This window comes from Legionella yabuuchiae (genome assembly GCF_900640115.1).
Taxonomy (GTDB): Bacteria; Pseudomonadota; Gammaproteobacteria; order Legionellales; family Legionellaceae; genus Legionella_A; species Legionella_A yabuuchiae.
Genome location: NZ_CAAAIW010000011.1, coordinates 25,036 through 42,382, shown reverse-complemented (window position 1 = coordinate 42,382; position 17,347 = coordinate 25,036). Strand labels below are relative to the sequence as shown.

Genomic DNA, 17,347 nt, shown 5'->3' with positions numbered 1-17,347 from the left:
ATGCGATAGAGCCCTTAAATGGAAGAGCAATATGAAAACACCTGGCTTTAAATTTATTTCCTATTGCTTTGGGGTTCCGCTGTATCATCTTCTGATAAGCTGTTTGAGTCACTTTCGGAATCAGCAGAACGACGCAAGCTACGCACAACTTCTTTAATATTTTCTTGAGAACCATTCAACACTGAAGCCTCTTCTTTAGGTTGCTCTGGTGAATGGTCGGGCAGTTTTTGAGTAACCATGCTATAAGAGGATGGTGCAATAGGTTCGTCGTAATCACCGTCAGTTGGCGACGCTGTAGGCTCGGCAACACGTGGTGGCTCAGGCGGCTCAGGCACGGTAAGCGGCTTCCCACGAGCGCCAAAGAAAAACTGCGACCAACTCATATGACCATTCCTAGCGGCTTTATAATTAGGAAACCAGGGACCATCGCCACGCCATGCTGCAGTAATATTGCTGAAAAAAGATTTAACTCGGTCGCCAAAATTTCTGTAGATAACCGCGCGGCCAACGAACGCTTCATCATAACGCTTTGCCACCACGGTTCTGTATGGAGGTATAGAAAGGGTACCACCAATCAAAGCATTCGTTTTTCCCTCAAGCTTAATTTGACCAACTTCTTTGTTCAAACAGGCATCGACCTTGCTTTCCCCTGCTTCAGAGGTAATTTTTCCATCTCTGATTTGAGCTTGCAAATACTCGCGCATTGCCTTCCATTCTTCCTGAACCGATGCTTGATATTGGCTGAGAAGCGTATCGATCTCGCCTCTATTGACGGGTTCTTTCGACAGTTGTTCACTGATTTTTGGCCACACATCATTCCATGCTTTATCTGTTTTATCAAAAAAACCTCGCCAAGATTGCAGCAATGTATCCTTATCATTGCCTTCTTTATAAACAGGCGCGTAAAATTGATTAAAAAACTGCTTGGTTAACGCTAATCTAAAATCTCCCACCACATCTTTTATCACCCGTTGTTTCTGGGCAAATTCATCCATCCGTGCTTGCTGGTGTCTGAGGTAACTCTCGGTCGCTGTATAAAACTCCGTAGGTAATACGTCGACGCCAAAACGAACTTTGAGTCTTTCTTTATCCAAGATTAATCGTGAATCGCCTTTCGCACCAAAACGACCACTGCGACCGACAATTTGGAAATAATCTCTCTCACGAGGCAGGTAGGTGGCAATCACACTTAACCCATGATGATCGGCTACACCATGGAGCTTAATATCCGTACCACGACCCAACATGGCGGTAGTGACCGTAATTGCACCTGGTTGGCCTGCAGTCTCTTTGACATGGGACGCTTCTTCAGCCAGTTTTGTATCAGCGCTGATGCGTTTTAATTGAGACTCTTCGGCAGTACTTAAATTCTTTTTTAGAAAAAGATGAAGCGTTTGACTTTCTTCATCGTTTTCGCAAACCAGCAAAACCGGCTGTTTGCGTCGGATTGCCTCTCGCACCGCTGATAAAATTTTCTGATGATGGGCCACTTCATTGTTGGCCAGAGCAACGGGTAAGTCTATTCGCTTTTGGCCGCGATGTCTTGGCATATCGATAAAAGTCATCTCGCTGGCGTTTGATCCATAGACTGCCTTTGCCTCTTCTTGTTCCTGAATAGAGCCTGCTGTTCCTGTAACTGCTAATAATTCGCCTTCTGAATAATCATCCAAGAGCGATTTACTCGTTGAGGAATAAATAATCTGGTTTTCAGAATCAATGGAAAAAGGATACTTAAACTTATCATCGATTAACTGCTGTTGAAGTGGCGTTAATGACGCTCCAGCAGCAAGAAGCGTTGCCTTGGCACGTTTCCTTTCCTGATTGAGTCTTGCATGCAGACATTGATGCACACCAAATGAAAATTTGGCATTTTCGCTGGCTCGACCCCCACTAATCAGCTGTGCCTGACTGACTTGTTTCGGACCATGTTTGGTTAAAATGGTAACATCAGAGCGAAGGGTAAAATCTTCCTGAAATTCGAGACTCAAAGCCGTTAAAGCAGAACTTTCCCAGGCTTCGAGCTGTTTCACAGAAATAGCCTCCAGCCGCTTCATCTGTGCTTCATCAAGTTTACCTCGAGCAAAATCTTTAAATGCCTGATTGCATCGATCCGCATCACTCGCGGGGCCATCATACAAGTCTCTGTTTTTAGGGTCACTAAAAAACTCAACCATAAGTTCATAAACCCATGGCATATCACGTATGGCTGGATCGGCGTGCGCGGAATAATTAAATCGTGTGTCGGCGGCATCAAAGTAAGTTTTATCGGCTTCATCTAGCATCAAGGCGCGATCGTTAGGATCTTCAGCAATAACAAGCTCACCCTTGCCTTCGCTGCGTGCCTTGTTACGAAAGAGACTTAGATTTGAGGCATCAGAAAAATTAATGCCGCCAATACGATATTCACTGGCCGGGGTATTGGCCATAATTAAATTGGTTTGGGCACCCAGTGCTTTAAAAAATGCCTGATATTCAAGATAATCACGGGTTGCTAAGGAAACATCAGCGGTAACAAAATCAACCGTTCTCCCTAACGCATATTGACAAGCAATGGATATCATCATGATGCGCGACTTGCCTTCTCCGGTGCCAATTTGGCTGGTGACATGACCGCCGGCTTTGAGCATCGAATGAATGGCAAGGTATTGGGTGGTATTGATTTCAAAGGAACGGCCATATTCACGGCTTTCTCCAATCCCTTTCTGTGGCAGCCCTTTGGTGCGATATAACAGTTCCGCCATCAACGCTACAAGTTTTGTTGAATTCTCTTTCTCTTTATCTTTTATATCCTGTATTTGTTGCAGCAGTGCTTCAGTATCTAATTGTTGTGCGGCTTTAACTTCCCTATCAATGGCTTCGAGCTCTTTCTGAGAGTAGGTCATTCCCTGCATGCGAGCACATTGATCTTTGGCGTTCGTTAAATCAAAGCCATTGACGCTTTCTTCACGAGCAACAGGCGCCTTACTCCATGTTTTATACTGCTCTGTAATATAATCCTTGAAGGACTGTTCGCTCTGTCCTTTAGCCGCTGCATTCCATTGGTCAACTTTATCAAGGGTTGGGAAAGGAGCGGCTCTAAATACCGTTTCCAAAACGGTCACATACTCATGGCCATGTGTCTCATCATGGCAGTGATTGATTAAATCTTGGATGTCTTTTAATGAGCAAGGTTTGTCATTATTTAACAGTGAGGAGACCACGAGCAAGACTTGTTTTTTAGCGCGAGGCGCCAAGGTGGGATACGGTTTAAAATCAAGCGCCAGAGCCTCACCTTCTTGCGAAATTGTGATTGTCTCGCCTTTCAGAATATGCAGTAGCGTTTCAAAATTATAAGTGCTGTCTTTACCGCCAAAGTGCTCGCATAAGCTGATGACCAAATCCTGATCATCAAGTGCTAAAAACTCCTGATGCAATAAAGCCAGGTGTCGATGGGCAATACCGATGTGACGTTCCTCAGCATCGGCTTGTGTTGGTCTAAAGCTTAAATATTGGCGTGTGAGCGGCAAAAGCAGCGATTTGGCGGCAGGATAATGATCCACTAAGTCTTTAATTAATCCAAAGGTTTGTGACAGTGCGAAGGTATACGTGGTGCTTTGCCGGGTAATCTCATTGATTTCACTTAGAGCTGCTTCTACTAATTTATCATCCAGTTTTTTATCAACCGGTCTTATTTCCTCTTCTTCATACGTTTCTTCACGCAGCTCTTTTACCACTTCAGTTTCAGGCGCTTTCTCAACAACTCCCCAAGTCCAGCTACTTAAAAAATTTCTTGCGGTTTTAGCTATGCCAGTTACTTCTCTTGTAATTTCTACTTCTACAAATTTTATTTTTGGAATTTTTACTGTTTCAGTCTCAGGTACTGTTAGCCATGCAAGATGTGCTTTAAGGTCAACAATGGCCTCCAAAGAACGCAAAGCCGGATGCGCGGTTTGCGTTTCATTCAACACACGCTCAATGTCTTCTGGAATGGCTGGAGAGGATGAGAGTGTCTTTTGAACACGCTGACAAGCTTTTGTTAACTCTTGATTAATATCCAAAGTAGCATTAATTTCATCGCCTTTACCCGCGAGCACCAGATCTGCAACCAGACCAATCACATCCATTTCGCCAAGTTGCCTTGATGGCTTTAAATCTTCACGTAATCGCGGCAGCGCTTCTGAGATAAAATACCCAGCCTTTAATGCCAACCCTTCAACGGGTTTTTTAGGAAAATTGTCATCCGCTTCCATAAAATAGATAAACCCGGAACTGCCATGTTCTGCGATGGCAGTCAGCAATTGATTGTATTGACTGACGGGCACGGCCAGTAAGCGCTCATCGGTTAGTTTCTCAAGTAATTGGATTCTTTTATGCTGTGAATCCAACTGATTTAAAATGACTTCAAACGAATCAACCAACGACATCATCTCATCAGAGTTCTCTGCATGATAACGAACGCGGATACGCTCAAAAGCGTCTCGCAGCTCAGTATTTTTAAACACATCATTGATTCGCTGAGCAACATCACCCGTTGCTGTGCCCGCTCTTAATGTCGCAAAGTAAGTTGGTGGGAAAACACCCTTGAATTGAGCTTCAACCGCTTTTTGTAGCGCATCTTTAGAAAAGTTAACTAATATCGGTTGTGCATCTTTTTTAAGTTCAGGTATATTGTGCTCCGTGAGAAGATTTACGAGTCCAAGCTTACCAAATTCTTTTATTTCCGCGTTGGTTGCCTCATGAGAGCGAACTTTTTGTTCCAATTCACGATAGTGTTTGGTGAATCGCTCTCGTTGTTCTGTGATAACAGGAGTCAATTGGTTTAAAAAATCAACCAGTGCCTTATAATCCAATCTTTCTACTGTTTCCACATCCTGGAAAAGTTCAAGGGCATAATTTAACAAAATATCGTTAAACTCATCATTAGATTTCACGGCTTGAACTGCATGAGCTACCTCAACTGCATTGGCGGTATTAATTTTAAAGGTGCTAATCAATGACAACAGTTCATGGGCTACGGCTTTTTTGTCCAAAGCAACACTGACGGCAAGATGTTCTTCAAATAAGTCCCTACCCCCCGGATATGCGCTCTCTTCTTCAGTAGACACAGGATATCTTCTGGTAAAATCCGCTTCAGAATAAAATTTCATGCCCAAATAAATTTTAGAGCCAAGGGCTGCAACAAATTTGTTTAGTAAGTCATTTGATGGTCCAAAACGATTCATTTTTGCTGGAAGACCAGGGAGGTCGAAGACCCCTACATTTTGCAGCGACTTAGTAATTAATTGCACCAGGGTCGCCAACACCGGCAAAGCAGGTAGCCTCTCTAAACCCATTAATAGGTCAGTCGCTACTCCTTTTGCTACTTCAGTCTTTACTGGCAGTTGGATGTGTTTAATATTATCAACGATGCTTTGCCATTGGGCGCGCGCCTCATCAACGCTTTTAATAAAATAACGACAATTATCACCGGTGGTTGCCTCCGACAGCAGCGCATACAGCTGATTTACTGATGGTGCCGGAAGTTCTTTGCTTCTACGTATTCGCTCAAGCTCACCAACCGCTTCCTGATAAAAGGATAAGGGCATGCGATATTTTTGATGGGCGATAAATCGATAGAATTGTTTTAAGCGCTCATCCTCTGTCGTCTTAACAATTGCTTTGTAGTTCCTAGACGTATCATAAATAGACGTATCATAAACTTCTTCCTGAATCGTCGTTTCTGGGTCAAGAGCCATTTCTGGAATCACGAAACTGCACGGTCTTGAGCCTTTAAGTCCATCCGTCAACGCGCGCAAAGCACCTTGTGCTGACAAATTAATGTGTGCCATAGCACGCCATTGCCAGAATTGATCACGTGAGTCACTTAAGTCGAGAATGCTGAGCATTCTGCCCAACGCCATAGGCATATTCCCGGCACCAGAAAATGGTGTTGCTACCCCATCGAGTGAATAAAACTCCAGGTCCTTTGATTCAACCGCCCGGACAAACCCAGTAAAGCTTCTCACTAAATCGATCAAATTATCATCTTTTGGCTGATGTGCCTGATAAAGCGTATCCCACCATTGGCGTTGTACAGAGGATAAGCCATTGATGGTTTTGGCCGCATTGAGAACATCATCACGAAATAACATGGACTCATAACTTGCCACATTCTTTAAAACAGAGGGCAGTTGCGTGATATTAAGGTTTGGCAACGCATTAATGTCTTGCCATGTGTTTAATATTTTTTCAACACCGGCAGGGCCATACTGATCATAGACGGTTAAAAGGCCATTGAGCTCGACGTCGGTTAACGGATAGGATGTGTTTGCCTTTCTTAATTGAACGAGTAAGGCGTCTGCATGAGCTGTTTCCAACAAAGTAAACAGTGGGTGCTTTGCAACTTCTTTTGGCTGAATCGAATGCGCCAGAGTAACAAAGCGTTCTCTAGCTTCTGGCGATGGAAAAATAGTTTCCATCCAACGAATATCAGCCAGAACTGTTTCATCGTAAGGGTCTACGTGAGATGCTCTGGCTTCATTAAGATGCTCAAAAATAAATTTAAGCTTGCCTACATCAAAGGCTTCAGCGCTCCCACAAAGCGCCATGACATTCGCTAACTGTTCTTCGTTTAAACGCATTAATTCTGGCAGATATTGCCGGAAGCATTCATTGTCTTTACGAGAATAAGATTGGGATGCGTTTAAGCTCTGCCAAATACTATCCAATGATGTTTTAGCCCACTCTCCTGTAAGCAACTGTTTCACCAAATCCATGCTTAATGGCTGCCTTGCCGCTTTGGCTGTCAGTTTAGGGAATAATGTGCTTTGAGCCTCAACACTTGCATCATAATGCAACACTTGAGCGTCTGGATTTTCAGGATCGCTGACCAGCACAAATCCTGGTGGGAGCTGATGAATATTAATGCCATCCGCAAAATGATCAGAAAACTCGTTCGTTTTGGCAAAAGCGGCAGTACTGATGCCACTGAGCTCTTGATTGACCAAAATCCATTGCTGTCCTACGGTTTCTATATTGTTACCTAATGTTCTTCTCAATTTCTTTTGTTCAGGAAGACCTAAAGCGAGAGTTCCGTGTACAATATTGCCAAATACCGTATGCCAGTGGGCAACCAATGCTGTTTTACTGAGGCCATACGCCGTGCCATTAAACGCTTGGAAATTATTGGTTGTTACTGCTTCTTTTAATTGCTCTAATCTTAAAACATTCAGCGCTTTATGCTCTGGACCACCACGCTTTTTGGGCGCAAACGATTCAACAACAACGTCCTCTTCCACGCCTTCTTGTAACTCAATGTCAATTTTTCTTGCATGGCGCAAATCAATGCGTGCTCGCCTTCTTACAGGAGCGCTTGCTTCTCTCTGGCTTTCTGTCGGTTGTGCTGCAATTTTTCCAGCTAATAATTCATTATTTTTTAGACGCCTATTTATCTCGATGACTTGGTCTAACTGACGTTGAGCCGTTGTTTCTCGAAACGATGCGGGTAAATCAATGGCAACAGCAACTGTTTTCGCCTCAATAAAAGATCGCAACTCACGGACATGATCAGACGTTAAAACGCCTTTCTCGTCGGCAATAACTAAACGACTTAAATCGGAACGCGATAAATTATTTAAAGCAAATTTCAATTTAGAAACAAACGCATCAACATCATCCGTTGCAGCCAGATCAAGGTCTATTTGTAATTCGTTAAATAATTTTATTTGATTATTATCGAAAAATGCATTGATGCCATCCAGTGCAGCGTTGTCAACATGAGATAAAACCATGCGTGGCAAAGGTCTGGCAGCTAGCCCTTCGACTTGCGACAGTTGTTTAAACAATCGCTCGTATTGAATTGCACCCAGAGAGACATCTTTGACGCCAGTTGGAAAACGCATTAAAGGATGTTCTGGAGTATAGGATCGAACAAAATCACCCACGGTAGGATTTTCGATGCTTTCATCAGCAAGAGTCATCGGCTGTGCGGGCAGCGTTCCTAAAAAATCAGATAATGCCTCCTCGTTTATTGCTACAGACGTGGCTTTATGGACTAAAGGATGTTTAAAGCGAGCAGACGCTTTCACGCCTAATGCCTCATAAATCTCACGCTCAATCCGTAAATCTTGCAGCTGCTCTTCATAAAACGCGCTTACCAATGCATCACTGGACGTGGCATCAATACCCGCGTACTTAACTGCTGCTTCATTATTGCCGCGAATATCAGGATTGAGAAGCAATGTATGCAACGCCCGATACCCGCAAGAATAGCCATCGCGTTGGCTCTGATTCCCAACGACTGAAGAATTGTCCGCATCAATACTCCAACCATCGCTAATTGGGAAAGCCTTATGAAAGCCATCATCCAAATGTATGGCGTCTTCAATGCTTTTCAGATAAGCTTCCCTCTCGGATTCACTGAGTCGTAAGCTGTCATCAATTTGATATTGAATAGTGTGACCAACTGGATCGACGGTGATTGTTGCTGCCAACCAATGCACCCCTTGGTGTTCTCCAGCACCGCCTTTGTTCAATAATAAAGGAATGGAGTATGGCTCAGTTGCTGTGGCATTATCACGTTTCACCAAATGCAATGCGGCACCAATGCTTTCTTTGGTAAACGGCATGATCTTAATTTTTGCCTGAGCCCCACACGCTTGCACCATACGCTGCAAATCAAGATCAGTGAGCCAATGGTTCGCCGTTAAAATACCGCGAATATATTTTTCACGTAAACTTAAATTTTGTGGTCCATCATAGATAAATACATGATCAGAAGCCGGCAAAGCAGGATCGATAACCATCGCCTTTATGCCGGGAGCTACGTCTGAATGAAATGTTACCTTTTCATCGTGTGATTGAATGACGGCGTCCAAAAAACGATGCAACAAAATAAGATGAGCTTCTTGCTCCTTGGTTGTGTTTGCATCGCTTGCCCCCATGGCAGCCAGATTAAAGACATCCTCGCGAACATTTTGCTCAATAAACGCTATCGCCTCTTTAAATGAAGCACGATAGTTATTGATGATAGTAGCGATCTCAGGGCGAGGTTCAGGCAGATCTTCATGTAATTTAATGGCATAGTCTTGTAGTAACTGTTCTAATTGTTTTTGCGTGATCATGAGACTATACCCCGTTTTGCAAAAGTGCTTGCGTACATTCTAAGTTTAGTTTATTTAAGTTTAACGGCTTAAACTTAAGACTACATTAACAGCTTAACTGATTTTATTATGACTTTCTAGGCTTTATTTTGATCATATTATAAGTTATATTTACAAAATAATCTCTAATGAAGGATTTTTTGCCATGCCTATCACCTCTTATGAGTTAAATTATCATCAAAATGGATGCAATCTATTGATTAAAAAAGGCGTGGAGGGTAATGAGAAAGCAGTTGACGAGCTTGTTAGCCAAGGAGGAAAATTAACCGATGCAGTCTATGGCTATGCTTTAGGCGGCCATGAAGAGCTTGTGGAAAAAGTATTGGAAGATCATCTCAAATTAATTCAGGCGGCCGCAAAAGGCTATGCTCGTGCTCAAAATATTGCTCAAATCACCAAGCTACGTAGTAATGAGGCACTTAAGGCAAGCCTTGTTTTTGGGTTCGCTCAAGCGGGAGATGAATCTCAAGTGCGTGCCGCCTTAAATGCACGTAATGGCACACAATACTTACCCATTGTGCTTGAAGGGTTAGCATCTACAGGACATAAAGAACTTTTATGTGAGTTAATTACCGGTACTCATTATTATAATACTGCGCTAAAAGCTGCAGCAAAATCGAGACATCATGATCTCGTTAAAGTGCTGCTTGCAAGACTGAACATTAATCTTGATGAGCCTGCTTCTACAGTATCATTTAGCGAAGCAACACAAGACGCGCTGGCTTATGTGCTGCAAGGGTATAGCGAAGGACGACATTTTACTGAAGCAGCAGAGATTTTATCACGCGGCATCAATCCAATGCACTGCTTAAATGCACTCTCTCCTTCCGGAAGCTTGGATCTGACTGACGCAAGTCTATTATTATCATCAATTGACAATGACCGTATTAAAACAAAGGTATCATCACTGATGGCTCGTCAATTTGATCTTAATGTTGATGCGCTTGATTCTGCGCCTAAAGCAAGGCTCGCAGCAGCAGAATTGTCTGATCTAATGAGTCATTGCCATGCAAATGATGAACCAACGTCTAGAATCTATTGACATGAATTGATTGTTATATCGGCTTTTACAACGGGATAGCCACTTAATTCCCAATGCATAATTCCTCCCTCGACGGAATACACTTGTTGATATCCAAGTTCGAGTAAGCAACCGGCTGCAAAAAGAGAGCGCACCCCACTGCGGCAATGCAGATAAATAGGTTGGTTAGGGTCGGATACGAGGGTGGGTATTTTTAGTGTAATATTGTCTTTGGGCAAATGAATTGCGCCAGGAATTCGAATTTCCTGCCACTCATGATTTTCACGGACATCAATCAAACACAATGTCGGATTACTATCCATCAAATCTTTAAGCTGATGGACATTAATTGTTGGAATATTAGGAACGTTCATGATCGGTCTCACTGGGTATCGGTCTGGTTAAATTAGAGTGATGAATGAACCAATATATGGCGGCTACAAAAACGCCTCCAAGCAGAGTTGCAAACGCCCAAGTAAAGGCAGACACTAACGCTGGACGTTGGCCAATTTTATATAAAATGCCAGCATCTTTTGCCACAGCACCCGCAAAGATGACATGTAAAATAGCATTGATAAGCAATAATAGAATCGATAACGTTTGGATTTGATTCGCGTATTGATCAAAAATCCCTGGCAACATGGTTGGTCCTTATGAACGAAAAAAATTTTATCATAACAGAAAATTTAGGGTTCCGGTATTAGGTTTCAGGATCAGTTTAAGCTTGATCCTTGAGCCCTAGAACCTGGATTAAATCTAAGCTAACATCCTTATTTACCCGAAGGGTTCATTAACCGAGAGAGCGCTTGTGATTCCTGTACCCAATCTTACCACTATTCAATCAGGCCCTTTGCATCATGTTGAAGAAGTTATTTTAAACCACGTAGCGGCGATCGAGGCTTGGTTTCGTAAGCAATGGCAAATTACTCCACCGCCGGTGACGTCGTCTGTAGATTTAAGGCATGGTGGGTTTAAATTGGCCCCCGTTGATACAAATCTATTTCCAGCAGGATTTAATAATTTAAATCTTGATTTTTTACCCCTATGTATTCAGGCAGTGCAATCGGTGTTAATGGATAAAATGCCAGGCTGCACCAAAATTTTAATTATTCCTGAAAGTCATACCCGCAATAAATTCTATCTGAAAAGTTTGGTAATTTTACGCGATATCTTTCTAAAAGCAGGATTTGTGGTGCGGATTGGAAGCTTAAATCCTGAAATCACGACAAAAACCGACGTTAAAACCATAGATGGTGAAACGGTTGTAATAGAACCCATCCAACGGAATAAAAATCGTTTATATATCGACGATTTTAATCCTTGCTTAATTCTTTTAAATAATGACCTATCCAGTGCCGTGCCTGAGTTATTACTAGGCATTGAACAACCGATTTATCCTAGTCTCAAAATGGGTTGGTCCATGCGGTTAAAATCGGACCATTTTCATTTTTTCTCTGAAGTAGCGGAAGAATTTGGCAAGCATATCAATTTAGATCCCTGGCTTATCTCTCCTTTATTTACCTCGGTCGATGGTATTGATTTTATGGCCAAAGAAGGATTAGAAGCCATGGCGAGAGCAACGGATAAATTATTAACTCAAATTCAGGAAAAATACGAAACCTATGGGGTGGAGCAGAAACCTTTTGTGGCCATTAAGGCCGATAATGGCACTTATGGGATGAGTGTGATGATGGTTCGAGATGGACAAGAAGTGCTTGAACTGAATCGTAAACAACGCACCAAAATGGCGGCCAGTAAAGGCGGGCGCAAAGTAGATCGCGTTATTATTCAAGAAGGAGTATATACCTATGAAACGATGCCTAATGGAGCGGTAGCGGAACCTGTGGTGTATATGATTGGCCAATTTGTAGTGGGTGGCTTTTATCGCGTGCATCAAGGGCGAGGGCAGTCGGAAAATTTAAATGCTCCAGGCATGCATTTTGAGCCCTTGGCGTTTGCAACAGCCTGTAATACCCCGAGTACGGAGTTGGACGTGGTAGACAGTACAAATCGCTTTTACGCGTATGGTGTGATTGCAAGACTAGCCGCGCTTGCAGCCGCAAGAGAAAGCGTATAAAACCTTTTTTAATGAGGAAACTATGAAGCTCGCCGTGTTAATGGATCCTATTGAAACAATCAAGGCTTACAAAGATTCGACGGTGGCCATGATTAAAAGCGCACAAGAACAAGGCTGGTCTTGTGAGTTTTTTACTCAAAGTGACTTAGTCTGTCGAGATGGTCGTGCCTTTGCTGCCATGTCTTCCATCCACATAAAAGATATTCATAAACCAAATTGGGTGGAAACAACAACGCTTGGTGAAACAGCATTAAGCGAATTCGATGTTATTTTAATGCGTAAAGATCCTCCGTTTGACATGGAATATATTTACGCAACGTATGCTCTTGAGCTTGCTGAAAAGGAGGGGGTGCTCGTCGCTAATAACCCACAAAGCCTTCGCGATGCGAATGAAAAATTCTATACCTTAAATTTTGCCCAATGCTGCCCTGAAACACTTGTGAGTCGAAACATGGCGACTTTAAAAGCATTTTGGCAAACGCACCGCAATGTGATTTTCAAGCCTTTAGAAGGCATGGGAGGACGTTCGGTCTTTCACGTTGGCGAGGATGGCCATAATCTTGGGGTAATTTTGGAGATGTTAACTCATGGTGAAACGGTCAGTGCCATGGCTCAAAAATACATTCCCGAAATTAAAACGCATGGGGATAAGCGTATTTTGTTGATAAATGGTGAGCCCGTTCCTTACGCCTTAGCTAGAATCCCTGCAAAAGGGGAGTTAAGAGGGAATTTGGCGGTTGGAGCGACTGGTAACGTTGTTGAAATCACCAAACGCGATCGATGGATATGTGAGCAGCTTTCTCCCACGTTAAAAGCCAAAGGCTTATATTTTGTAGGCATCGATGTGATTGGTGATTATTTAACCGAAATCAATGTGACTAGCCCAACCTGCATTCAAGAAATTGCACATGAAACTGGGTTGGATATTGCCGGAGATTTCATACGATGCTTAGCGGATTTAACTAAAAAAGTCTAATTGGCGCCAAGCTTCAAAGAGAATGATAGCAACCGCATTCGATAAATTTAAACTGCGACTTTCTTTTTGCATGGGGATACGGATCCCTTCAAACTGGGTACGAAGGTCAACCGGTAGTCCACGCGTTTCTGCACCAAAAAGCAACAGATCTTCATCTTGATAGGCGACATCGCTATATAAGGTGGTCGCTTTTGTGGTGCAGGCGAAAATACGGCGATCTTTATGTTGCTCAATAAATGCCGCGTCATTCTCATAATGAATGACCCTAGCCCATTCATGATAATCCAAACCGGCTCGCCTTAAGCGCTTGTCCTCTAACGTAAATCCTAAAGGATGGATCAGATGCAATTGTGCGCCACTGTTAGCGCACAAACGGATAATGTTACCGGTATTCGGCGGAATTTCAGGTTGATGGAGTGCGATGTGTAGCATGTTCTGCGGTCGTAATCGGAAACTCAGAAGGTGTCCCGTCTGCTGGCGTTTCGGTGGTTAATGAATCGTCTTCTCCTTCAGCATCCACGTATAATGAACCAAGCGATTGTTCCTGCTCGCCGGTAATGAGGAAATTGCGGCGTTGAAGGTAAGCGTCGCGAATAAATGTATAGGAATCAATAGCCTCCGCGATTAAAGGGTCGGTTTCTAGCATTTGAGAACGCAGATCAATATACCTCAATCCAATTAAAGAATAGACAACGGCATCGGAAGGAATGTACGGGTAGGGGGTGAACAAGGTAAAATCAAACATCATACCAAATCCATCGCGAATCGTACTTGGCCCAAGAAAGGGAATAACAACATAGGGGGATTGTTTATCGCCCCACTTCGCAAAGGTTAACCCTAAATCATTACTACGGGGTGGCAAACCAAATGGACCTGCCGCCACGTCAAAGACCCCAGCAATCCCGAAGGTGGAGTTAATTAGAAATCGCCAAGTGTCTTTAATGGCATACTTCCATTCGGCTTGCAGCAGATCGTTTGCTATCGTGGGTAACATATTCACATTGTTATATGCGTTATTGATTCCCGAACGAATAGGAGGAGGGACAGCGGCTTTATATAAACGAGCCGGAGGACGCAGCATTGTAGCATCAAACGCCATGTTAAATTTATGTATTTCACGGTTAATCGGCTCGTAAGGATCAGCAGGATTCGAGCCTTTGTTCACGCAGGCTGATAAAAAAATAGAGCCCAATAAGGCCGTGAATTTAACGATCAAGCGCATGAGTTTTCTGTTCCTTGAAAAAGAATTGGGTTCAACAAGTTATTATCCGAAGTATAGTTATTCTAGCAAATTAAAACGACATCACAAACGTGACCGGCCCATCGTTGCATAAATTGACTTGCATTTCTGCGCCAAAGCGGCCGGTTTCAACCATGTCGTATCGTTGTTTGGCCAATTGAACGAGATCATCAAATAATTGCCGCCCTTGCTCTGGTGGCGCTCCCTTGGTAAAACTGGGTCGTAAACCGCGGCTTGTATCAGCCAACAAGGTAAATTGTGGTACTAACAATAAGCCGCCTTTAACCTCTTGAAGGCTTAAATTCATTTTACCCTGGTGGTCTTCCATAATACGATATTTGAGACATCGCTCTAACATAGAGCTTACAGTGTCGTTCGAATCTTCTTTTTCGAATCCACATAAGATCACTAACCCTTGTTTAATTTGGCCAATGATTTCTTCAGCAACGGTTACGGACGCGTGCTTGACTCTTTGAATCACAATGAGCATCGGGCATAAATTATATTAACAAGCTTGAAACTCTAACACAGGGTTTCAAACAATAATATACCCGTAATCTTTCAAAATGCGGCAGGGCGAAAAAGAAAAAGCATAAATCACGCATTTTGAAAGATTACGGGTATATAGTCTGGGTCGTCTCATTAATACAGGTTTCTGGCAATTAGCTGCTAAATTTATAATAATGTCGCCATTGTTTTTTAGTTGGAACTTTGTATGTCTTCCTTTGTGCATGGATTAAATGAACCACAACAGCTTGCTGTAACCGCCCCAATGGGTAATATGCTAGTGTTGGCGGGGGCTGGAAGCGGGAAAACTCGGGTGTTGGTGAGCCGAATTGCCTGGTTGATTGAGCACGAAGGGCTTTCTCCTCATTCAATACTTGCGGTGACGTTTACTAATAAAGCGGCCGGAGAAATGAAAGCTCGACTTACAGAGCTTCTTGCTTGTCCTGTGCAAGGCTTGTGGGTAGGCACGTTCCATGGCTTATGCCATCGCATGCTTCGCAGACATTTTAAAGACGCTAAATTACCCGAACAGTTTCATATTCTTGATAGTGACGATCAAGCAAGACTTCTAAAGCGCGTGATCACTTCATTAAATCTTGATGTCGATCAATGGCCGGTGAAACAAGCTCAATCGTTTATCAATGGAAAAAAGGACGAAGGCTTACGACCACATCATATCCAAGCCCCAGATTATGGCCCTTCTCGTACCCTCGTGCGTATCTATCATGCGTATGAACAAGCCTGCCAAACCGCAGGCGTGATTGATTTTGCAGAACTCTTACTGCGTTGTCATGAGCTTTTACGTGATAATCCGGAACTTTTAGCTCATTATCAGCAACGGTTTCAGGCGATTTTAGTGGATGAATTTCAAGACACCAACACGATCCAATACGCCTGGATTAAGCTGTTAGCAGGTGAGCAGGCCGCAGTGATGGCGGTTGGGGATGATGATCAATCTATCTATGGCTGGAGAGGAGCTAAAGTTGAGAACATTCAACGATTTACAAAAGACTTTCTCGCGACGAAAGTGATCCGATTGGAACAAAATTATCGTTCAACCGCAACCATTTTAAACGCGGCGAATGCTCTGATTAATCATAATCGTTCACGTATGGGTAAAGAACTGTGGACGGCAGGACTTACCGGTGAATCAATCCTGGTGTTTAGCGCGTTCAATGAATTGGAAGAAGCCCGGTTTGTCGCAGAACGTATTGATTTAGAACTAAGCCGAGGACGTCCTTTAGACGAGATAGCCATTTTATACCGTTCCAATGCTCAATCGCGGGTGATTGAGGAATCGCTGTTGCGCGCGGGTATTGCTTATCGCATTTATGGCGGCGTGCGATTTTTTGAGCGCGCTGAGATTAAAGATAGTTTGGCCTATTTACGCTTGATAGCGAATCCGCATGATGATGCTTCATTTGAGCGCATTATTAATTTCCCGACCCGTGGAATCGGTGAAAAAACATTGGATGAAATTCGTGCCTTAGCTCGCGATTCGTCATGTTCTTTATGGACTGCTACCAATACATTGTTGCACCAAAATCAGTTAAACCAGCGAGCAGCCACGGCGCTCGCAACGTTTGTGGGTATTATTGAGTCATTGCAACAACAAGGATTAGAGCAATCCTTAGATGAGCAAATTCGGCTGGTGATCCAAAGCAGTGGGTTGTATGCTCATTACAGTAAAGAAAAAGGTGAAAAAGCGGAGTCACGTCTGGAAAATATGCATGAGTTGGTCAACGCTGCTAAACAGTTTCGTTACGAATACGATGACGAGGAAACGATGCCACTGTTAACGGCGTTTTTAGCCTACGCATCTTTGGAAGCTGGGGAAATGCAAGGAGGGGATCATGAGTGTTGTGTTCATTTGATGACGATTCACGCCGCTAAAGGATTAGAGTTCCCTATTGTTTTTATGGTGGGAATGGAAGAAGGGCTTTTTCCTGGGAAACAATCAGTCGAAGAACCCGGTCGACTGGAAGAAGAGCGCCGTCTTTGTTATGTCGGCATGACCCGAGCCATGGAAAAGCTAGTTTTGACTTACGCTGAAATTCGAAGACAATATGGTCGAGAGGAGTATCATCGGCCTTCACGCTTTTTACGTGAATTGCCTGCAAAATATCTGGATGAGTTACGTCCCAAAGCCAGTTATCAGCCGGTTTCTAAACCTTCGTCTTTCCCATCAGCGGATAATGATTCAGGTTTTCAACTGGGACAATCGGTGCATCATGCTAAATTCGGACATGGCGTTGTCCTTGCAGTTGAAGGAAGTGGCGCTCACACTCGTGTTCAAGTGAACTTTGATTGCCATGGGAGTAAATGGTTGGTTGTGGCCTATGCGAATTTAACTTAAGTTTAATGGTTTAGGTTAGCTTGAGTTTCTTGAATTTAAAGTTCGCTGGTG

The 17,347-nt window shown here is 43.3% G+C and carries 10 protein-coding genes; 4 read left to right on the top strand and 6 right to left on the bottom strand.

Going from position 1 to position 17,347, the window contains the following annotated elements; all coding sequences use genetic code 11:
* Window positions 1–53 precede the first annotated feature (53 nt).
* Window positions 54–9,080: a preprotein translocase subunit SecA gene (locus E1O47_RS05730; protein ID WP_133130312.1), complete on the bottom strand. Its 9,027-nt coding sequence runs from the start codon at window positions 9,078–9,080 to the stop codon at window positions 54–56.
* Window positions 9,081–9,264: 184 nt separating this feature from the next.
* Here E1O47_RS05730 and E1O47_RS05725 point away from each other — a divergent pair, with 184 nt between their 5' ends.
* On the top strand, window positions 9,265–10,161 hold the full coding sequence (locus E1O47_RS05725) for a hypothetical protein (protein WP_133130311.1): 897 nt from the start codon (window positions 9,265–9,267) through the stop codon (window positions 10,159–10,161).
* Here the strand turns inward: E1O47_RS05725 and E1O47_RS05720 are convergent.
* Window positions 10,155–10,514, bottom strand: a complete 360-nt coding sequence (locus E1O47_RS05720) for a rhodanese-like domain-containing protein (RefSeq protein ID WP_133130310.1) — start codon at window positions 10,512–10,514, stop codon at window positions 10,155–10,157. The genes E1O47_RS05725 and E1O47_RS05720 overlap by 7 nt on opposite strands.
* Entirely contained in the window at window positions 10,501–10,782 is a 282-nt protein-coding gene (locus tag E1O47_RS05715; protein WP_133130309.1) for a hypothetical protein, read from the bottom strand. Before E1O47_RS05715 ends, E1O47_RS05720 begins: the two co-directional genes overlap by 14 nt.
* Window positions 10,783–10,948: 166 nt before the next feature.
* Here E1O47_RS05715 and gshA point away from each other — a divergent pair, with 166 nt between their 5' ends.
* Window positions 10,949–12,217 carry a glutamate--cysteine ligase gene (gene gshA / locus E1O47_RS05710; RefSeq protein ID WP_133130308.1) on the top strand — a complete coding sequence of 423 codons (1,269 nt, stop codon included), beginning with the start codon at window positions 10,949–10,951 and terminating at the stop codon, window positions 12,215–12,217.
* A gap of 22 nt (window positions 12,218–12,239) precedes the next feature.
* Window positions 12,240–13,193, top strand: a complete 954-nt coding sequence (gene gshB, locus E1O47_RS05705) for a glutathione synthase (RefSeq protein WP_133130307.1) — start codon at window positions 12,240–12,242, stop codon at window positions 13,191–13,193.
* Here the strand turns inward: gshB and trmL are convergent.
* From trmL to dtd, 3 genes are all read right to left on the bottom strand, one after another.
* Window positions 13,176–13,625, bottom strand: coding sequence for a tRNA (uridine(34)/cytosine(34)/5-carboxymethylaminomethyluridine(34)-2'-O)-methyltransferase TrmL (gene trmL / locus E1O47_RS05700; protein ID WP_133130306.1), 450 nt, complete (start codon window positions 13,623–13,625; stop codon window positions 13,176–13,178). The genes gshB and trmL overlap by 18 nt on opposite strands.
* Complete coding sequence (locus tag E1O47_RS05695; protein WP_133130305.1) at window positions 13,597–14,415, bottom strand: MlaA family lipoprotein; 819 nt, start codon at window positions 14,413–14,415, stop codon at window positions 13,597–13,599. Before E1O47_RS05695 ends, trmL begins: the two co-directional genes overlap by 29 nt.
* A 70-nt stretch (window positions 14,416–14,485) precedes the next feature.
* Window positions 14,486–14,923 (bottom strand): D-aminoacyl-tRNA deacylase, encoded by a 438-nt coding sequence (gene dtd, locus E1O47_RS05690; protein WP_133130304.1) that lies wholly within the window; start codon window positions 14,921–14,923, stop codon window positions 14,486–14,488.
* A gap of 225 nt (window positions 14,924–15,148) precedes the next feature.
* Between dtd and uvrD the strand changes: the two genes are divergently transcribed.
* Window positions 15,149–17,296, top strand: coding sequence for a DNA helicase II (gene uvrD / locus E1O47_RS05685; RefSeq protein ID WP_133130303.1), 2,148 nt, complete (start codon window positions 15,149–15,151; stop codon window positions 17,294–17,296).
* Window positions 17,297–17,347: the final 51 nt, after the last annotated feature.

Coding starts and splice junctions, on each gene's coding strand:
- E1O47_RS05730 (WP_133130312.1), bottom strand. CDS start 9,080: ATGATCACGCAAAAACAATTAGAACAGTTACTACAAGACTATGCCATT.
- E1O47_RS05725 (WP_133130311.1), top strand. CDS start 9,265: ATGCCTATCACCTCTTATGAGTTAAATTATCATCAAAATGGATGCAAT.
- E1O47_RS05720 (WP_133130310.1), bottom strand. CDS start 10,514: ATGAACGTTCCTAATATTCCAACAATTAATGTCCATCAGCTTAAAGAT.
- E1O47_RS05715 (WP_133130309.1), bottom strand. CDS start 10,782: ATGTTGCCAGGGATTTTTGATCAATACGCGAATCAAATCCAAACGTTA.
- gshB (WP_133130307.1), top strand. CDS start 12,240: ATGAAGCTCGCCGTGTTAATGGATCCTATTGAAACAATCAAGGCTTAC.
- trmL (WP_133130306.1), bottom strand. CDS start 13,625: ATGCTACACATCGCACTCCATCAACCTGAAATTCCGCCGAATACCGGT.
- E1O47_RS05695 (WP_133130305.1), bottom strand. CDS start 14,415: ATGCGCTTGATCGTTAAATTCACGGCCTTATTGGGCTCTATTTTTTTA.
- dtd (WP_133130304.1), bottom strand. CDS start 14,923: ATGCTCATTGTGATTCAAAGAGTCAAGCACGCGTCCGTAACCGTTGCT.
- uvrD (WP_133130303.1), top strand. CDS start 15,149: ATGTCTTCCTTTGTGCATGGATTAAATGAACCACAACAGCTTGCTGTA.